Annotated in this window: 16 protein-coding genes; 6 read left to right on the top strand and 10 right to left on the bottom strand. The window is 43.3% G+C overall.

Annotated elements, in window-relative coordinates; translation table 11 throughout:
* Nucleotides 1-2: 2 nt before the first annotated feature.
* From P8X24_RS08850 to P8X24_RS08830, 5 genes are read left to right on the top strand one after another with little or no spacing between them, the layout of a single operon-like run.
* The gene (locus tag P8X24_RS08850) at nucleotides 3-572 is read left to right on the top strand and encodes a metallophosphoesterase (RefSeq protein ID WP_372915455.1); all 570 of its coding nucleotides are present in this window, start codon (nucleotides 3-5) and stop codon (nucleotides 570-572) included.
* The gene (locus P8X24_RS08845; protein ID WP_372915454.1) at nucleotides 572-1,525 is read left to right on the top strand and encodes a hypothetical protein; all 954 of its coding nucleotides are present in this window, start codon (nucleotides 572-574) and stop codon (nucleotides 1,523-1,525) included. Before P8X24_RS08850 ends, P8X24_RS08845 begins: the two co-directional genes overlap by 1 nt.
* Nucleotides 1,509-1,832, top strand: coding sequence for a hypothetical protein (locus P8X24_RS08840; RefSeq protein ID WP_372915453.1), 324 nt, complete (start codon nucleotides 1,509-1,511; stop codon nucleotides 1,830-1,832). Before P8X24_RS08845 ends, P8X24_RS08840 begins: the two co-directional genes overlap by 17 nt.
* Nucleotides 1,833-1,835: 3 nt before the next feature.
* On the top strand, nucleotides 1,836-2,525 hold the full coding sequence (gene rpiA, locus P8X24_RS08835; protein ID WP_372915452.1) for a ribose-5-phosphate isomerase RpiA: 690 nt from the start codon (nucleotides 1,836-1,838) through the stop codon (nucleotides 2,523-2,525).
* Nucleotides 2,522-3,451: an NOL1/NOP2/sun family putative RNA methylase gene (locus P8X24_RS08830; RefSeq protein WP_372915450.1), complete on the top strand. Its 930-nt coding sequence runs from the start codon at nucleotides 2,522-2,524 to the stop codon at nucleotides 3,449-3,451. Before rpiA ends, P8X24_RS08830 begins: the two co-directional genes overlap by 4 nt.
* Here the strand turns inward: P8X24_RS08830 and P8X24_RS08825 are convergent.
* Both P8X24_RS08825 and P8X24_RS08820 read right to left on the bottom strand, forming a co-directional pair.
* On the bottom strand, nucleotides 3,448-4,182 hold the full coding sequence (locus tag P8X24_RS08825) for an alkaline-shock protein (RefSeq protein WP_372915449.1): 735 nt from the start codon (nucleotides 4,180-4,182) through the stop codon (nucleotides 3,448-3,450). The two genes, P8X24_RS08830 and P8X24_RS08825, sit on opposite strands and share 4 nt — an antisense overlap.
* Before the next feature lie 149 nt (nucleotides 4,183-4,331).
* Entirely contained in the window at nucleotides 4,332-5,891 is a 1,560-nt protein-coding gene (locus P8X24_RS08820) for a sodium-dependent transporter (protein WP_372915448.1), read from the bottom strand.
* 210 nt (nucleotides 5,892-6,101) lie between these two features.
* On the opposite strand from P8X24_RS08820, the gene P8X24_RS08815 reads away from it, so the two are divergent.
* Complete coding sequence (locus P8X24_RS08815) at nucleotides 6,102-7,271, top strand: pyridoxal phosphate-dependent aminotransferase (protein WP_372915447.1); 1,170 nt, start codon at nucleotides 6,102-6,104, stop codon at nucleotides 7,269-7,271.
* Here P8X24_RS08815 and P8X24_RS08810 read toward each other — a convergent pair.
* From P8X24_RS08810 to P8X24_RS08775, 8 genes are all read right to left on the bottom strand, one after another.
* Nucleotides 7,263-8,261 (bottom strand): ABC transporter permease, encoded by a 999-nt coding sequence (locus P8X24_RS08810; RefSeq protein ID WP_372915445.1) that lies wholly within the window; start codon nucleotides 8,259-8,261, stop codon nucleotides 7,263-7,265. The two genes, P8X24_RS08815 and P8X24_RS08810, sit on opposite strands and share 9 nt — an antisense overlap.
* Nucleotides 8,258-10,447 (bottom strand): COG1470 family protein, encoded by a 2,190-nt coding sequence (locus P8X24_RS08805; protein ID WP_372915444.1) that lies wholly within the window; start codon nucleotides 10,445-10,447, stop codon nucleotides 8,258-8,260. Before P8X24_RS08805 ends, P8X24_RS08810 begins: the two co-directional genes overlap by 4 nt.
* A gap of 2 nt (nucleotides 10,448-10,449) precedes the next feature.
* The gene (locus P8X24_RS08800; RefSeq protein WP_372915443.1) at nucleotides 10,450-11,367 is read right to left on the bottom strand and encodes an ABC transporter ATP-binding protein; all 918 of its coding nucleotides are present in this window, start codon (nucleotides 11,365-11,367) and stop codon (nucleotides 10,450-10,452) included.
* Between the two features lie 6 nt (nucleotides 11,368-11,373).
* Nucleotides 11,374-12,411, bottom strand: a complete 1,038-nt coding sequence (locus P8X24_RS08795) for an ABC transporter permease (RefSeq protein WP_372915441.1) — start codon at nucleotides 12,409-12,411, stop codon at nucleotides 11,374-11,376.
* A 117-nt stretch (nucleotides 12,412-12,528) separates the two neighbouring features.
* The gene (locus tag P8X24_RS08790; protein ID WP_372915440.1) at nucleotides 12,529-13,677 is read right to left on the bottom strand and encodes an NAD(P)/FAD-dependent oxidoreductase; all 1,149 of its coding nucleotides are present in this window, start codon (nucleotides 13,675-13,677) and stop codon (nucleotides 12,529-12,531) included.
* A 4-nt stretch (nucleotides 13,678-13,681) separates the two neighbouring features.
* Nucleotides 13,682-15,157, bottom strand: coding sequence for an FAD-dependent oxidoreductase (locus tag P8X24_RS08785; RefSeq protein ID WP_372915439.1), 1,476 nt, complete (start codon nucleotides 15,155-15,157; stop codon nucleotides 13,682-13,684).
* Nucleotides 15,158-15,253: 96 nt separating this feature from the next.
* On the bottom strand, nucleotides 15,254-16,867 hold the full coding sequence (locus P8X24_RS08780) for a sodium/proline symporter (protein WP_372915438.1): 1,614 nt from the start codon (nucleotides 16,865-16,867) through the stop codon (nucleotides 15,254-15,256).
* Entirely contained in the window at nucleotides 16,864-17,031 is a 168-nt protein-coding gene (locus tag P8X24_RS08775; RefSeq protein WP_372915436.1) for a hypothetical protein, read from the bottom strand. The genes P8X24_RS08780 and P8X24_RS08775 overlap by 4 nt, the downstream gene beginning before the upstream one ends.
* Nucleotides 17,032-17,073 lie beyond the last annotated feature (42 nt).

Here is a 17,073-nt window from a genome sequence, read left to right as displayed (position 1 = left end):
TTGTGTGGATATTTAGCAAGAGAATTAAAGTACCGGAAGATATTAAGCTCTCCCAAAAGAAGATATTGCACATAAGCGATACTCCCGAATCCGTATACAAATTCCTCCAAAGGCTTCTGAAAGAAGTTCAACCTGATATTATAATCCACACAGGAGACCTCGTTGATAATATAAAACTTGAGAGAAAACCATGGTTAGAGGGAGCATACAGGAGAAAACTTGAAGTGCTAAAGCGAATTCTTTCTAAAACTGACCAACTATATATAATTCCAGGAAACGAAGACAAAGAGGAGATAATAAGGGAAATTTTTCAAAATTCTGCAATAATTGTCAGATCTGGCACAGTACTCAACATCTGGGGAAAAAGCATCGGAGTTGGACATGAGCCAGAGGATGTTTCCGATTTAAAGGCAGACTTTCTGCTATATGGGCATGATCCAAAAGAAAAATTTGGCCTAAATGGTGTGCACTCAGTTAACATAATAACGTACCCTGACTGGAAAGTTTTTAAGCTTCCTTATCCTTCGGGAACAGCATTTGATAGAGGATATAGGTTTCCGAGGGGATTATGATGAGATTTCTGCGATTAGGGCCTGCAATTTTCTTCGTTGAGGGAGAGTTAGAGATTACGAGAGAAACTATGACACCAGAGGATGCATTCAGACTTGCAAAAGAACTTGAAACGATATTAGTGCTTAAGGATAGGGAAACGGCCATACTACTTAAGGAGCATCCTTGGAAGGTTCTCACAGATATAATAAACCTGAAAGCCCAGGTAAAAATAACTCCTGCAGCTCCAATGATCATAATTAGGGTCCCCGATGTCGAAAAGGGAACAAAAGTTCTAAAGGAAAAAGTTGGAGGACAGATTTTCGATCCTCGTGACGCTATTCTCGCATCCTCCCTCTCAAGCACTCTAATTATGGTAACGGAGAAACCTCTTACAAGAGCTCTTTCGTTTGAAGATATTATCAAAGCCTTACTCGTGTCAAAGAAGTTTCATGAAGTTTACAGAACGATTATGCTCGAGGCTCCAGTAATTATATTGGAAACAAAACCAGAATGGAATGAGATAACAATAAAGCTGTACGATGCTTTTGGTTATTATAAAGAAAATATAGAGAGACTCATGATAGTGATAGAGGATTTAGATCTGGGATTTGTAGTAGCAGAGGGGTGGGATTGGGACTATCCTAGGCCTTTTCTCAAAGTGCCAGTTTACAGGCTAAGGCTAATAACTTGGGAAAAACCTGAGAGGGTAAAGTTTCTGCTCAAGGGATTGGAGTACAGAGGCTATAAGAGGCTATGTGACATCGATGTAATAGTAAAAGGAGAAAAACTTAGCTGGATTAGCGTTGGAAGCTTTTCCTCAAAGTTCGATATGGCAATCAAAGCTAGAATGGAACTAGAAAGTATCTTAAGTAGAGAAGCTCTATTGAAAATTTTAGAACTCGAGGAAAAACTATTTAAAATGGAGTCAGAAAACCAAAGCGAACTGGGTGAGAGCGGTGAATCCAGAGAATAAAATGATGCTCATAGCATATGCAATATTTACAATAGCCGGGGTTATAAGCGGAATAGCTTCAGCTTACGCTCCACTAGGATGGATAATAGGATGGGCAATCTATGTCATTTCTCCAAAGATAATTATAGGCCTCGTTAAAGATATTCCCGAAGAATTAAAAAATGAGAGGGTGTTGCTTAAGAAAACATTCTGGAGCTTTTTCTTCTTCTGGCTGTACTTTACTGGAATGACATATACGATAGTGGTAAACTACCAGCCTGTAGCCTATTATAACCAAACAATATACTATAACATGACGAAGGGATGAAAAATGAACGTCGAGGATATGAAAAAGGCAGTGGCCAAAGAAGCCCTGAAGTACATAGAAGATGATATGGTAGTTGGCCTAGGTACAGGTTCAACGACAGCTTACTTTATTCAATTTCTAGGAGAGATGATTCAGAGGGGAGAGCTTGAAGATATTTACGGAGTACCAACCTCATATCAAGCAAAGATCCTTGCGATAGAACATGGAGTCCCTGTCGTTAGCCTTGATCAAGTTGATGCGATAGACATTGCAGTTGATGGGGCTGATGAAGTTGATCCAAATTTAAACTTAATCAAGGGTAGAGGTGCAGCCCTTACGATGGAAAAGATCATAGAGTATAGGGCAGGAACGTTCGTAGTCCTCGTAGATGAAACAAAGCTTGTCGACTACCTCTGCCAGAAGATGCCAGTTCCAATTGAGGTTATTCCTGTAGCATGGAAGGCGATTCTTGAGGAACTTAGTATATTTAACGCTGAGGCCAAGCTGAGGATGGGCAAAAAGAAAGACGGCCCGGTAGTCACGGAAAATGGAAACTTCATAATTGATGCGAAATTCCAAAGGATAGAAGACCCCCTAGACATGGAAATAGAGTTAAATACTATCCCAGGAGTCGTCGAAAATGGCATATTTGCAGACATAGCCGATATAGTTCTAGTAGGAACCAAAGAAGGCGTTAAGAAGATGGAGAGATGATTGACAAGCTGATTTCTCTTGGTTATTCTAAAACCTTTGCCGAAAGGTACTATCAACTCTGGGGAGAGAGAGCCTACAGGATAGCTCAGGCTATGGAAAAACCTCTACCAAGATGTTTTAGAGTCAACACACTCAAAACAACCGTGGCTGAGCTGACAAAGAGGCTCACCAAAAAGGGGTTTCAGTTCAGGAAGGTTCCATGGGCCAGAGAAGGTTTCTGCTTAACAAGAGAGCCATTCTCAATAACTTCAACTCCTGAATACCTTACGGGCCTGATCTACATCCAAGAAGCCAGCTCAATGTATCCACCAGTAGCCCTAGATCCAAAACCTGGAGAAATAATTGCTGACATGGCAGCCGCCCCAGGTGGAAAAACTTCCCACATAGCACAGCTAATGGAGAACGAAGGTATAATATATGCTTTCGATGTTGGCGAAGATAGGTTAAGAGAAACGAGATTGAACCTCTCGAGGCTTGGAGTTACGAATACCATTCTCTTTCACAAATCATCTCTTTATATAGACGAGCTAGGAATCGAGTTCGATAAAATTCTCCTGGATGCCCCTTGCACCGGTAGTGGGACAATTCACAAGAATCCCGAGAGGAAGCATAACAGAACGATAGAGGATGTAAAGTATTGCCAAGGTTTGCAGATGAAGATGCTTGAAAAGGCATTAGACGTTCTAAAGCCTGGTGGGGTACTCGTGTACTCAACATGCTCACTGGAACCTGAAGAAAATGAATTCGTTATCCAGTGGGTTTTAGATAACTTTGACGTTGAGCTAATTCCCCTCAAACATGGAGAACCGGCCCTAACGGCACCCTTCGGAATTGAACTTGACGAGGAGATAAAGAAAGCTAGAAGGTTTTATCCAGACGCCCACAAAACAAGCGGATTTTTCGTTGCGAAAATTAGGAAGCTTTAGAGAAATGCATGCCTGTGCTTTGTCAGCGAGTAAAGCCCGTACGTAAGTAGAGCAAAATCTACAATTGATAACAAAATCACCACCCAGCTGTACGCTACGATAAAGCTCTCGCTTCTTCCAAGAACTTCAGCGGCTTTTTTTATTGCCTCCGGACTGTTTAACACTGCATAGAACATTCGAACCAGCATTGCACTTTGTATTATTGGGATGGGGGCAACGGCGTACGCCAGCATAAGTCCAGTGTACCCCCTTCTCTGAAGGCTCAACATTGAGAGGATTGCTGGGATTGCCAATATTAAAGCAGTTATTGCGAGCTCAGGTCTCGTTGATAGTCCCGCAAGGACAAAATATAGTGCCATTCCATATATGAAGGTTCTATAGGCCCTTCTAAGCTCCTTAAGCCTCGTCGGTTTGAAGTCGTAAAATGCAGTTTTTGAATACAAGTTCATTTTCTTAATGCTTCCCATATACTCCTTTTCTCCCACTCTCTCTATTGCCCTATCCGATGTATTATTCTTTATCTCAACCGATCTTTTCCTCAAGAATTCAGCCATTTCAACGTTATCTTTTTCAACCTCTCCACTCAACTTCAAGAAATTCTCTGCAGCTTCGTTTAGTAACTCTATCGCCTTCTCTTTCTTTTTCTGCTCGAGAACTTTTATCCTCTGCAATCTCTCTACTGTGAGCTTTAAGTTCTCTGCAACTTCCCTGAGAATATCTGGGCTTTTCACACCTACACCCCCAAACTAAAAAGAGAGAAAAAGAAGATTTAAAGGTTCAGGCCTGCTGGGCCTTCATCAGCTTACTAATGCTCCATCCCATCATTATGAAGATCACAAGCCAGGCTATTGCCATGTACACTGCCCACATTTTTGCCACCTCAGACCTTTATAATTACCTCGTTCTTCTCCAATTCCTCACCGTACTTCTTCTTGATTGCATAGTACGTTTCTATTGCTCCAATTGTCAGCATTGCAAGGATTGCTATCCTTGCAGGCCACTCGAGTGTTTTACTGACTAAGTCTGAGAATGTACCTATAAGGGGCAGGAGTATGAATATTGGTGCAATAATTACCGTTATCCACTTGTATATCTCCGGCACATTAATGAGGGCTCCCTCATGTAACTCCTTCCAGAAGTTGTCGGGCTTGAACAGCCACACACCGACTATTATGTCGAATAGTGCAAGTAATGCAAGCTGGAAGCTTATCCAAGCATCAACTTGGTCAAGGTAACCATCTATGTACACTACTGGAATTCCCAAGAGGAAGTACATTATGAAGACAACCCAGGTACCTGTCTTCCTCGGAATTCCTAGATCCTCTTCAAGAAGTGCCGTTAGATAGTTGTACATTGCTATTGCTGAAGTAAATCCAGCAAACCACAAAAGGAGGAACCATAGCGCTCCAAACAATCTCCCAGCTGATCCCATCTGAACGAAGATGTTCGGTAGGCTGGTGTAAGAAAATCCAAGACCGAAGTTTTCTGAAATCCAGTGTAACGCGGCATCGCTACCCTTGGCAAGAACATCTGCAGGCACTATCTTTGGAGCGTAAGCCACTGCCAGTGGAACGGCGATTGAACCACCCAAAACTACCTCTGCAAACTCGTTCAATGATACCGTTGCCAAGCCTGATAGCGCAACATCATCTTTCGGGCCAAGATATGAAGCGTAGTTCTGAATGATACCCATACCTAATGACAGCGTGAAGAATATCTGACCACTAGCTGCCAACATTACGCCCCATAAGTGCTCTTTGAGATAAGTCCAGTTTGGTGACCAGATGAACTCGAATCCCTTGAGTGTTGACCAGTTAGGATCACCGAGTGGGGAACCTAACGCAAAGACGTAAATAACTAGGATTATTGCAAAGATGTATAACAATGGCATCATTACCTTGACCCATCTCTCAATACCTTTGCTTACACCTTGACCTACTGCAATGCCCAAAAGAACTACTGTTATACCCCAAAACAGGAATACTTGGCCGTGATTGCTTAAATATTGGCTAAAGAACTCTGCAGTGTTTTTACCGAAGTAGGCTCCGGTAATGCTGAACCATGAATAGGCTGCAGACCATCCAATCAAGTGAAGATAATAGCTGTTAAGCAATGTTGTGGTCGCAAAAGCTAATGCACCACCTATTAATCCAAAGATTAACGCTGTTCTTGGCTTTACGCTTTCCCTTGCCATAAGGTAAAACGTTGGACCCAAGGTTCCGTGGCCGTACTTACCTCCGTACCTTCCCTGGACCCACTCTACCCACATCACGGGGATTCCAAGGAGGAACAGTGCAAGGAAGTATGGAACCATGAAGGCTCCTCCACCATTCCCTGCGACCTGCGTTGGAAATCTGACGAAGTTACCGAGACCAATGGCATTTCCTGCCATCGCTAAAATCAGTCCAATTTTTGTCGCCCATTTTTCTCTTTGTTCCATATCGATGCCACCTCCCTCAATAATACTAAACCTAAAAACAAACCAAAAGATTTACGGATATACTACAGCGCATGAAGTTTATAAAGATTGCCGAACTCTGATGTAAACATTTGACAAATTAAAACATTTACTTACTTGTAAAACATAAATAACTTGGTTGAATATAAATTATTAAACGCTTCGCCGTTATTTTGATTGGAGGTGACGAGAGTGGCCCTGAGGGATAGGCTTGAGCTTGTTAATCCTTCCGAGATTAGGAGGCTTTTTGACATTGCTGCTGGAATGAAAGATGTAATATCCCTGGGAATTGGAGAACCAGATTTCGATACTCCACAACACATAAAAGAATATGCGAAGGAGGCCCTAGACAAGGGATTAACACACTATGGTCCAAACATAGGATTACTTGAACTTAGGGAGGCAATAGCAGAAAAGCTAAAGAAGCAGAATGGAATTGAAGCAGACCCAAAGACCGAAATAATGGTTCTAGTTGGGGCAAATCAGGCCTTCCTCATGAGCCTCGCGACGTTCCTTGGAGAAGGTGAAGAAGTTTTGATACCAACTCCAATGTTCGTCAGCTATGCCCCAGCCGTGATCCTTGCCGGAGGAAAGCCCGTCGAAGTGCCGACGTACGAGGAGAACGAATTCAGATTAACGGTTGACGATCTGGAGAAGTACGTTACTGAGAAGACTAGGGCTCTAATTATAAACTCCCCAAACAACCCGACAGGTGCAGTGCTAACTAAAAAAGATCTAGAAGAGATAGCGGATTTTGCAGTAGAACATGACTTGATGGTTATAAGTGACGAAGTTTATGAACACTTCATATATGATGATGCAAAGCATTACAGCATGGCAGCCCTTGACGGAATGTTTGAGAGGACAATAACAGTTAACGGCTTCTCAAAGACATTTGCAATGACCGGATGGAGATTAGGCTTTGTTGCAGCACCTTCATGGGTTATTGAAAAGATGGTCAGGTTCCAGATGTACAATGCTACATGCCCAGTAACATTTGTCCAATATGCGGCGGCAAAAGCACTGAGAGATGAAAGGAGCTGGAAGGCCGTTGAAGAAATGAGGAAGGAATATGATAGGAGAAGGAAGCTAGTTTGGAAGAGGCTCAACGAGATGGGCTTGCCAACCGTGAAGCCCAAGGGAGCATTCTACATATTCCCAAGGATTAAAGATACGGGCCTCACGAGCAAGGAGTTCAGCGAACTAATGCTCAAGGAGGCTAGGGTTGCTGTAGTTCCTGGGAGCGCATTTGGAAAAGCAGGAGAAGGTTACGTAAGAATAAGCTACGCAACCGCTTATGAAAAGCTGGAAGAGGCAATGGACAGAATGGAAAAAGTCCTAAAAGAGAAGAAGCTAACGTAAATCCCTAGTGAGAAATCTGACGTACGCTATTGAGAACGGGAACAGTAGCTCTATTATAAGAATAGCCAAGTTGTTAATCGCGTAACCAAGGCTATCTGAAAGGGGCAGATAATCATCGTAACCTTCCTCTCCCGCGAAGGTGTAGATCATCAGCTGAGCAAAGTGCATTGCTGGATTCAGGATATTTATCCTCCTCTCCCATACCGTCACTTTTTCCCTCCACTCCTCATATATCTCTGCACAGTTATCATTTGAAGGCCCAATGGACTCTATTACTTGACCATTTGCCTCAACCTGTCTGACTACCGTTACGGCATGGCACTCGGGAGGCTCGCCTACTATCGAGTTAGCCAACGAACCTGCAAGTATCGGATAAACTATGACAAAGAAGATGACCAAACCTATGCTAACTAATATTGAAGTTTCGGGACTCCTGATAAGCGTTGATATCATAGTTCCTAAGCTTAAGAATACAAGGGTGTACAGGAATATGAAAATTGACAATATGAAGAGCCTAACTAAAGAGAGCCCCTCCATTGGGATTCCGAATATTAGGGCTGTTGCTATGGTAAAGATGAACCCTACCAAGATCACGAGTAGGAGGGCTAGTGCATTCCCCAAGAACTTGCCATTTATTACTTCATCTCTATAAACTGGATGACCAAGTAGAACTTTTACCGTCCCTTCTTGGAGCTCTCTATTTATCGAATCTGCGCCCAATAAAATGCCAAGAAGAGCTCCGAAGAACATCCACAACATTGAGTTGTTAATGAAAATTGATGAGATTGGAGTTTCATATATAACACCACTAGCTCCCATTATAGTCCTGTGAACGGTATAGCCATAGCTGCCTTCTGCGGTAACATCAAACCTTGTGAAATATACGGAGAGGGCTAAAAAGATTAAATAGACGGAAAGTAAGATTATAAACCTCTTGGTCTTTACTGCCAAGTAAAGCTCCTTACTTGCTATGTTCTGAATGGCACTCATCTCCTTCCAACCCTCCTTATCATTAATATTACTCCCACAAACGCCAATATCAAGAGAAAGATACCTATATAGGCCGAGGTAGACCTTTGTCTGACGACAACTCTAATTGAGTCGTTCCACTCCTGCTGGTCAGACTTAACCGTTATCCTTACTCTGTAGTCCCCAGCGGGAGTCCCTTTCGGCACCTTTATTCTTATCATGGCACTCGTAGGCTTCTTGGGATCTAGTATCGGGATTGATTGAGGCTCAACGTAAACTTCCCAACCCTTTGGTGCAGAAGCAGATATCCTAATGTTGGTTATCGGCGCCGTTCCAAAGTTGTATATATTTATGGTAGTCTCCCTTTCTTCGCCTGCAGTTATAGTTAGCCTGTAGTTCATTAGGTTAACATCCATCTGATAAATTCCCGTTAGATCTATTTTTATTGGCACCTCTTTGACTAGACCGCTAGAACTCCGAACTATTAGCGTGATGTTGTACTTCCCAGGCTTAGCGTTTAGGGAGGGGTACACTTTAAGGTAAATGGTTTCTGATTTTCCAGCCTCAACTTTTATTTTAGTTAGTTGAAGTGTACTTTCAGGTGACTGTGTAAACATTGCGTTCCAATTGCTCGGAAGGCCTGATATGCCTAGCTTATACTCGTCATCGTTCCTACCCAAATTCTCTATCGTAATTGCGAAGGGGGACGAGACACTTCCAAGTGTTATTGGATACACATCCGACTCCGTGTCAACGACAAAGTAATAGGCCTCCTTTCTTATCATTATCTTTAATTCCTTAACCTCACCGTCTTCCAGCTTGACATCCTCTTCAGCCTTTTCAAAGCCATCCTTGGTGACTACCACCTTATACTCCCCAGGATTCAACTCAACTTCTAAGAGTCCGTTAATGTCCGTCCCATACGTCTCATTTCCTATCTTAACGGTGGCCTTTGGAACGGGCATTCCGCTATCGTCAACCACTGCCAATTTGAGAGTTGCTTTTTGACCCTTGTAAGTCTTGTACACATTAATGACAAACGTTATGTCCTTCGTAATGCCCCCTTGAGACCCCTCAACTGCTATTCCCACTTTTATCTCATGGGCTCCAAGATCCGCGTTTCTTGGGACTTCCACGACTACGTCAAAGGTAGCACTCTCCCCCTTTCTGAGGGAAACCTCCGACACCCTCATATTCTGGTAAGTTGAGTAAGCCTTCCAGTTAGTTGGAGCGTGAAGGGATATGGAAATATTGGCATCGTAGGGTGTCGATATAACCAGAGGGAACCTCGCAGATTCTCCAGCCTCAACTTCTTGGACGAGTATTGGAGTGTACACCTTTATCCCTTCTTCTACCCCCTTCGGTCCCTTTACCCTAACTTTAAGTGTAAATATCTCGTCATTTATTGAAAACTTGATGTAGTGCACTCCTGAAGCGTTCTGCGGTATCGAGATCCGCAATTCTAAAGAAAGAGTTGATTTGCCCTCAAGGTCCATTGAGCCTATTTCAACTCCCTGATAGTAGAGACCAACGTCCCAGTCAGTGGGGGCGCTTAAGATATCCGCTTTTACCGTGGCTTTCTCGGATCTATTGTTAGTCACGAGGACAGGCAACTGAACCGTCTCCTCAGGAGAAACCGTGATTTCTTTATAGGGAAATGAGACTACTAGCTCGGCCCCACTCCTACTTACTACTACTTTAGGCAACTCGTATAGAACTACCGTGCTCCCAGTAAACTCTAAAAGGTACGAACCGATTCTAGCTGAAGAGTTCGCCAACAAAGTTAGGATCTTCCCACTGTACTTTATCTTGACTGTGTTATTCGTCACGTTCAGTATTTCAAAATCCTTAAAATATAACCCAGGCTTTGCTTTGTGCTCCTCACTGGTGACTTTATAGTTAACTACAACGAATAAGCCTTTTTCGCTATCATAGCTACCTGGAGTAACCCTTATGTTTTCATATTCCAGACTTGCACCAAAATCAGCTTTAAAGAAGGTTCCCCATTCGCTACCCTTCTTAATGAAGATATAAGGAGAGCCGTAGATACTCTGCCTCACCGTAATTGTGTAATCTCCAACGCTTAGGATATCTCCCGGCTTTAAATAGCCCGTATAAACAACGACCCACTTGTCGGAGCTTGATAAGACCGGGAAGTTCATTAGCAAAAGGGACACAAGAACAACAGACAGGAAGATTTTTTTCATAATCACTCCCTCCTATAAATTGTCCTGAGAAACACATCCTCCAAGCTGGGCTCTTCAATTTCTAAGCTAAGTATCGTAATTCCCTTGGCGGACAGCATTTCACTTATCTCCTCCCTTATATCGCTCTTTGCAAATATTATCGCCCTATTGTCGGCAAGTTTCTCGATTCTTATTATTTCAGGATGTTCAATTTCGGGGAGGGCTTGTTTAGTTTCTATCTTTATTTCGTAACCCTCAAGTTCCATGAACTGCTTCTTTATCTCATCAAGTGTTCCAACGGTTCTCAGTTTTCCTTTTACTATAATGCCCACTTTGTCTGCTAACTCTTCGACTTCGCTAAGTATGTGGGAAGAGAAGAATATCGTCTTGCCGGCCTTTCTCTGCTCCCTAATTATGCTTTTAACAAGATGGGCACCCTCTGGGTCAAGTCCGCTCGTTGGTTCATCAAGTATTAGGAGCTCGGGATCGTTTATCAATGCCTGAGCCAACAGAAGTCTCTGTTTCATTCCTTTAGAAAATGTTTTTACCTTCCTGTACCTTACATCCCAAAGGCCAACGAGCTTCAGCAACTCTTCGATTCTCTTCTCTTTTTCTGCCTTCGACATATTGTAGAAGCTTGCAAAGAAGTCAAGGTTTCTCCACGCCGTTAGCTCTTCGTATATTGTGGCATTCTCAGGTAGAAATCCAAGCCTTTCCTTGGCTTTTATTGGCTCCTTAAATATGTCATATCCAAGGATCCTCACCTCCCCACTGTCAGGGATTATCAAGCCAAGCATGCTAAGGATAGTCGTAGTTTTTCCAGCACCATTCGGCCCTAAAAATCCAAAAACTATACCCCTTTCAACCGTTATGCTTAGGTTATCAACGGCTTTAAACTTCCCATAGCTTTTTGTTAGGTTCTTAATCTCAATAACATTCATGATACATCACCTCAGATCAATCTTGGCGAATTTCAAATATGCGGGTATAAGGAAAATGAAAATTGAAATAAATAGGGCTGCTATATTCCCCATAACTAAACTTATCGCTTCTCCTATTGACCTCTCCTCCACAAGTTTATAATTTCCTTCCTCTTCTATGCTAAATAGTTGACCCATGGCACTTAGTATATCCTCAGTAGTTTTCCTGCCAAACATTATTCCGGTAATCTCTCCAAAGTCCTGGGTTAAGGAAATGTAGGTGATTTTCCTATACACATTCATATATTTATCCATCCACTCCATGAACTCTTTATCCTCAAATGGATTGTATGCAACCTCATAGGCCACCGTCGAACCATTTGATATATTTGACATTTGGAACTCTGCTGGGGAATATGAAATTTGAGGAGAGCCAGCAATTACAAAAGCTGCAAGGGGAGCAACGATAACTGGGATTATTATGGCTATGAAAATGAAAGCTAGTACCCCAGCTACAAGACTATTAATTGGAGTTTTAATCAAAACTGAAAGCAACAACCCCAGGGAATAAAAAGCCAAGCCGTAAAGAACGGTAAAGGGATACAATGCCAGAAGCCTTGAAATATCATATCCCGTTACTGGCTTTCCAAAGATTAAAGCAATACCTACCATAAAGACATAGAACAACCCAACTGTTACTGCTATTGTCAAAATACTACCCAATAATTTTCCCCAAATAATTGTGTCCCTATATATCGGCTTCGAGTACAATAATTTGATTGTTCCGTCTCTTATCTCCTGGTTTATTGAAGTTGCTCCCAAGAGGATACCTAGTAGGGCAATAGCATAATTGAAGGCAGAGGCAAAAGATGACAGAAAAAGTGCCTGAAAAGGGGTATTGTACAATTGCTCTATATTCAAAGTGATGGGAGAGTCCCCTCGGAACATATTTGTTGTTTTTATGGATACTAGTGCAAGGATGAAGAACATAAAGATTGTCGCATAAAACCTTTTCGTTCTAATTCCTACCTCAAACTCTTTTATTGCGATGTTTAGTACTCCCATTTTACCACCCTATCTTGGAAGTGTTATTATTAGGTTAAAAGTTTTCCTATACACATCATTATTAAACTAAATGTTAAGGATACTTTACATCGAGATAAATTAAAAAATAAAGAATGATCAGCCCATCTGGAGGGCCGTGCTCCTCAGTTCTCCCCTCTCAAATCTGTAGGGATCGTACCACTCAACAGGCAGGCTTGATTTACCTTTAGTTATCAAGTCAGCAAGCATCTCGGCAACTGCGGGAGCCATCATGAAGCCATGCCCACTGAAGCCCGCCGCTATGTAGTAATCACTAAGCTCATTGATCTTTCCTATTGCCGGATTGCTGTCTGGTGTCTTCGCGTAATAACCGGCCCACGTTCTCAAGATCAAAAGGTCTTTCAAGGCGGGGATTATCTTCGTGAAGTAATAACTTACCTCCCTGAGGAATTCATAGGTTGGCGTTAGATCATACGTTGGCCCCATCTCGTATCCCACACCTCCAATAATCCCGCCATGGGAGGTTTGGGTTAGATAAGCATGGCCGTACTTGAAGGAGATTACCATCGGCCTTATAGTGCCCCTCTTTATTGGCTGCGTAATTACCGCTTGATGCTTGTACGGCTCAATTGGAATTTTAACGTTAATCCCGACCATTGCATTGATTAGCTTGGCCCACGCATTTGTTGCATTAACAACAATTCCCGTCTTAATTACACCCCTGTTGGTCTTAACTCCCCTTATTTCACCATCCTCGATTATGAAACCCTTTACCTCAGTATACTCCAGCAACTTGGCTCCATACTCTTTTGCCTTTAGGGCAAAGGCTGTTGTTGAGGCAAAGGGATCAGCCTTTCCATCGGTGGGATTCCATGAAGCGGCGATCACTTCACTCGTGTCTAGCAGAGGCACAATCTCTTTGGCTTCCTCAGGTGTTATAAGCCTCGTTGGCACGCCAAACTTGTTTTGGATTTTTACGTTCCTCTTAAACTCCTCAACTTCCTTTTCATCGTACAGAAGGAAGAGATAGCCTGTCTGCTCAAATGAGAAGTTGTACTCCTCACTGTACTTTTTCCACAGTTCCACGGATCTTTTCATTACTCTTACATTTGCCTCATCATTAAACTGTTGTCTTATTCCAGTTCCACAACGGAATGTTGATCCGGATCCAATAAACCTCTTCTCCAGAACCACAACGTCCTCTCCCCTCCTCGCGAGCTCATGGGCTATGGTAACTCCAACTATTCCCCCACCGATAACAACGATCTCAGCTCTTTCGGGTAGCATAGAATCACCTCCTAGCGAGAACACCCATTCTAACATTTTTTATGGGTGATCTGGCCACCGGCAAGTCTATCTCACTCAACTTCTTTCCAGTTCTTTGAGCGACAACGACAGCTCCATTAAAGAGGCAATACCTGCCCTGGCAGAAGCCCATCGCTAGATGAGTGAGCCTCTTTATTATCTGGAGATCGGTTATTCCCCTCCTGACAACATCATCAACCTTCTTTAGAGAAACATCACAACCGCATATCTGAACGTCTTCGAGGTTGAACTTGTCGAAGGGTATTTTTGGAACTTGAAGTGCTTCCGGCTCGTACTCATTAAGCTTTTCCTCGTAAACACAGGGCTCACTCTCAAATCCAAATTCCCTCAAGATGTAGGCCCCCACTAATCTGCCTTCTATGTAGTTGGCGTAATGAGGCTTAATCGACACAGCGCTCCCAGCAACATATATTCCCTGCCTTATCCTGTGCTGCTGATCTATTAGTGGCCTAAAGTACCCTCTTCTGAAGAAGAGCCTACCCCCAGCTTGAGTTATTGGATTTATGTCTGGCCTCCTTCCATCGGCGAACACTAAAGCATCAACTTTGTATTCGTTGCCATTCATATCTATAACTTTCTCAACTTTCTCCTCTCCCTCCACCCTCTTGACGTTTGGAATGTGAACGTAGTCGATTCCCCACCTTTCAAGCTCTTCAATGACCTCCTCTGCTTTGCTTCCAGTTACTGCTACGTTCCATCCTGGGGCAACTTCCCAAACGTTCATTGCCTCTAAAGCAAAGTCCCTCCTAAAGACTCCGGGCATGTCATTGTTTTCGAAGAGCATTATGCTCTCAACGGCTCCCGTTGCGAGAACTACTCTCTTAGCCAAGATCTCGACTAATTCATTGTCCTTAGCAACAGGGACTAAGAAGTACTCACCTTTCTCGAAGACACCAAGGGCGGAACTACCAAGAAACACCCTCACGTTTTCGTTTAACTCCTCCTTTAAATCCTCTACGGCCCTCTTGGGATTTCCAAAGTCCTCAACTTCAACACTCCTTATCCATAAATCTCCACCAAGCCATCCCTTTTCCTCAATTAAGGCCACGGTCAAATTGTCTTGGAGCTCAAGAGCTGCACCCAGACCTGCAGGCCCCCCTCCGATGACTGCAACATCCACAACAACCTCCTTAACGCTCCCAGAGTAGTCTCCAACTGGTTCCTCTTGAAACTCTCCATAAACCTGCCTCTCAACTTTCATACCATCTTGAACCTTTGTTTTCCTGGCGTCAACGTTCTTTACACCATTCACCACCATGGGAACGGGACCAAATGTAAATGCTCCCCTTTTTCTCCCTTCACTGCTAGTTGTCAACCAGTAAACCCCATTAGCGAGTAGAGAAATCGTGAGTTTCTCACCTTCGTAGGCCTCGAGTTCTCTTCCTTCAAAGAAAACCCTGATCTTTTTCCCATTCTTCTTTGTGAGGTCTAGTGGCCTCAACGCTATCACCTCTAAAATAGTTTACACTTGTAAAATAGGAAACCATACTTATAAAACATTAGGTTAACAAAAAAATGTTTGAAACAAAAAGTGAAATCAGAGAAGACCAGAAGAAGTTGCAAAGGCGAACACGTTTTCTGCCTGGCTCATTGTCCTTGCAATAGCCCTCTTTTCCGTCCTCTCAATTGGAACCTTGGTGAAGAGTTGCTCATGCAACTTGACTACATCTTCGGGAGGCTTCGTGAGGAGGCTGACTATTATTATGATGAAGAGGGTAACGAAGAAGTTTATGAAGAAAACTGGAACGCCATCAAATATCCTGCCAAGGGTTCCAAAGAATCCTGGAGCGTTTGGATTGAAGGCCCAACCATAGATCTTTGCCTCCAAGAGAACTTCGCTGACCAAACCATAGGCCATGCCAACTATCCCTGCCTCCTTCGTTACCCTCTTCCACCATAGGCTAAGGGTCAGTATTGGGCCAAAACCTACGGCAAGTCCTCCCCAGGCCGTTGCCACCATTTGATAAATCACTCCTGGGCCCTTTATGGCAAATATTAAGGCTATTAATGCAACAATGCTTACAACTACCCTTGAAATGTTCACCATTTGCTTCTTACCAAGTTCCTGACCAAGAACCTTGTGATAGATATCCCTCGCTATTGCAGATGATGCAACTAATAACTGAGAATCAGCTGTACTCATTACCGCGGATATTATTCCCGCGATAACGAAACCGGCAAGCCAACTCGGTAGGAAGTGAACTGCCAAAGCTGGAACTATCTTTTCGGGATCATCGACTTTGATAAGGCCCTTAACGACCATTGCATACCCCAGGAAGCCAGCGAAGAAAGCACCCCAAAGAACTATTGTGGTCCAGATACCGCTGATGAATATTCCGGGCCTCCTAAGCTTCCTGGGATCCTCAACGCTCATGTACCTTGTGACTATATGGGGCTGTCCGAGGTAACCAACTATCCACGAGGCATAACCTATTGCAAATATCAGGGCTGCAAAACCTGTTTTACCACCGAATGGATGGAGTTTTGCCGGATCAACTGAGGCTATTGCAGCAGTTGCAGAATCAAGGCCACCAACCTCAACTAACGCTAAGATTGGAACTATTATCAGCGTCATCAACATGAACATTGCCTGAACTACATCGGTCCAAACTACTGCAAAGAAACCTCCAGTAATCACATAAGCTGTCAGAATTACCACCGTAATTAGTATGCCAGTTGTAACGCTTACTCCAAAGCCCTCTGCAAAGGTCTTTCCTCCCGCGGTAAACTGGGCGGCAACGTAGGCTGTCATGAAGACGAGGATTATGGCTGCACTTAGGATTCTTATCAGTTTCGTGTTGTCCTTTAGCCTTGCCTCCAAGTAGTCGGGCAGAGTTATTGCCCTGAACTTTCCCGCATAGATCCTTAGCCTCGGACCTATTAGCAGATAATCCGCTAAGGTTCCGTAGAGACAGCCTATTGCGGCCCAGAAAGCACCAAGTCCTGCTTTAAATGCGCTCCCAGGATAACCAAGCATTAGCCAGCCTGAAAAATCACTTGCCTTATCCGACAAAGTTGCCGCGAGAACATGAACTTTCCTCCCACCAACGAAGTACTGATCCTCAGTCTTTGTATATCTATTGGCCCACCATCCTATATATGCTAGTATACCTAAATATACCAAGAACCCAAAGAGCACGCCAAAGTTCATTTGCCTCCCTCCCTAAGGAGTTCTTCATCGTACGCGAGAATCTCTTCATCCACATAGTACTCCTTTCCAGTAATTCTGTCCCAGAATCCATACAGCAGCATCACAACAAACGCCAAAATCGTTGGAATTAAGAGGGTAGCCCAGGCCGCACCACTGAGACCCATGCGAACACCCCCATTAGGTTTACAAAATTAATTAAGGGAAAT

It is taken from the genome of Pyrococcus kukulkanii (assembly GCF_041647995.1).
Taxonomy (GTDB): domain Archaea; phylum Methanobacteriota_B; class Thermococci; order Thermococcales; family Thermococcaceae; genus Pyrococcus.
This window is presented reverse-complemented; position numbering and strand designations above follow the sequence as displayed.

Bases quoted from the DNA above. Each gene is read 5' to 3' on its own strand.
- P8X24_RS08845 (WP_372915454.1), top strand. From the start codon at position 572: ATGAGATTTCTGCGATTAGGGCCTGCAATTTTCTTCGTTGAGGGAGAG.
- rpiA (WP_372915452.1), top strand. From the start codon at position 1,836: ATGAACGTCGAGGATATGAAAAAGGCAGTGGCCAAAGAAGCCCTGAAG.
- P8X24_RS08830 (WP_372915450.1), top strand. From the start codon at position 2,522: ATGATTGACAAGCTGATTTCTCTTGGTTATTCTAAAACCTTTGCCGAA.
- P8X24_RS08820 (WP_372915448.1), bottom strand. From the start codon at position 5,891: ATGGAACAAAGAGAAAAATGGGCGACAAAAATTGGACTGATTTTAGCG.
- P8X24_RS08810 (WP_372915445.1), bottom strand. From the start codon at position 8,261: ATGAGTGCCATTCAGAACATAGCAAGTAAGGAGCTTTACTTGGCAGTA.
- P8X24_RS08805 (WP_372915444.1), bottom strand. From the start codon at position 10,447: ATGAAAAAAATCTTCCTGTCTGTTGTTCTTGTGTCCCTTTTGCTAATG.
- P8X24_RS08800 (WP_372915443.1), bottom strand. From the start codon at position 11,367: ATGAATGTTATTGAGATTAAGAACCTAACAAAAAGCTATGGGAAGTTT.
- P8X24_RS08795 (WP_372915441.1), bottom strand. From the start codon at position 12,411: ATGGGAGTACTAAACATCGCAATAAAAGAGTTTGAGGTAGGAATTAGA.
- P8X24_RS08790 (WP_372915440.1), bottom strand. From the start codon at position 13,677: ATGCTACCCGAAAGAGCTGAGATCGTTGTTATCGGTGGGGGAATAGTT.
- P8X24_RS08780 (WP_372915438.1), bottom strand. From the start codon at position 16,867: ATGAACTTTGGCGTGCTCTTTGGGTTCTTGGTATATTTAGGTATACTA.
- P8X24_RS08775 (WP_372915436.1), bottom strand. From the start codon at position 17,031: ATGGGTCTCAGTGGTGCGGCCTGGGCTACCCTCTTAATTCCAACGATT.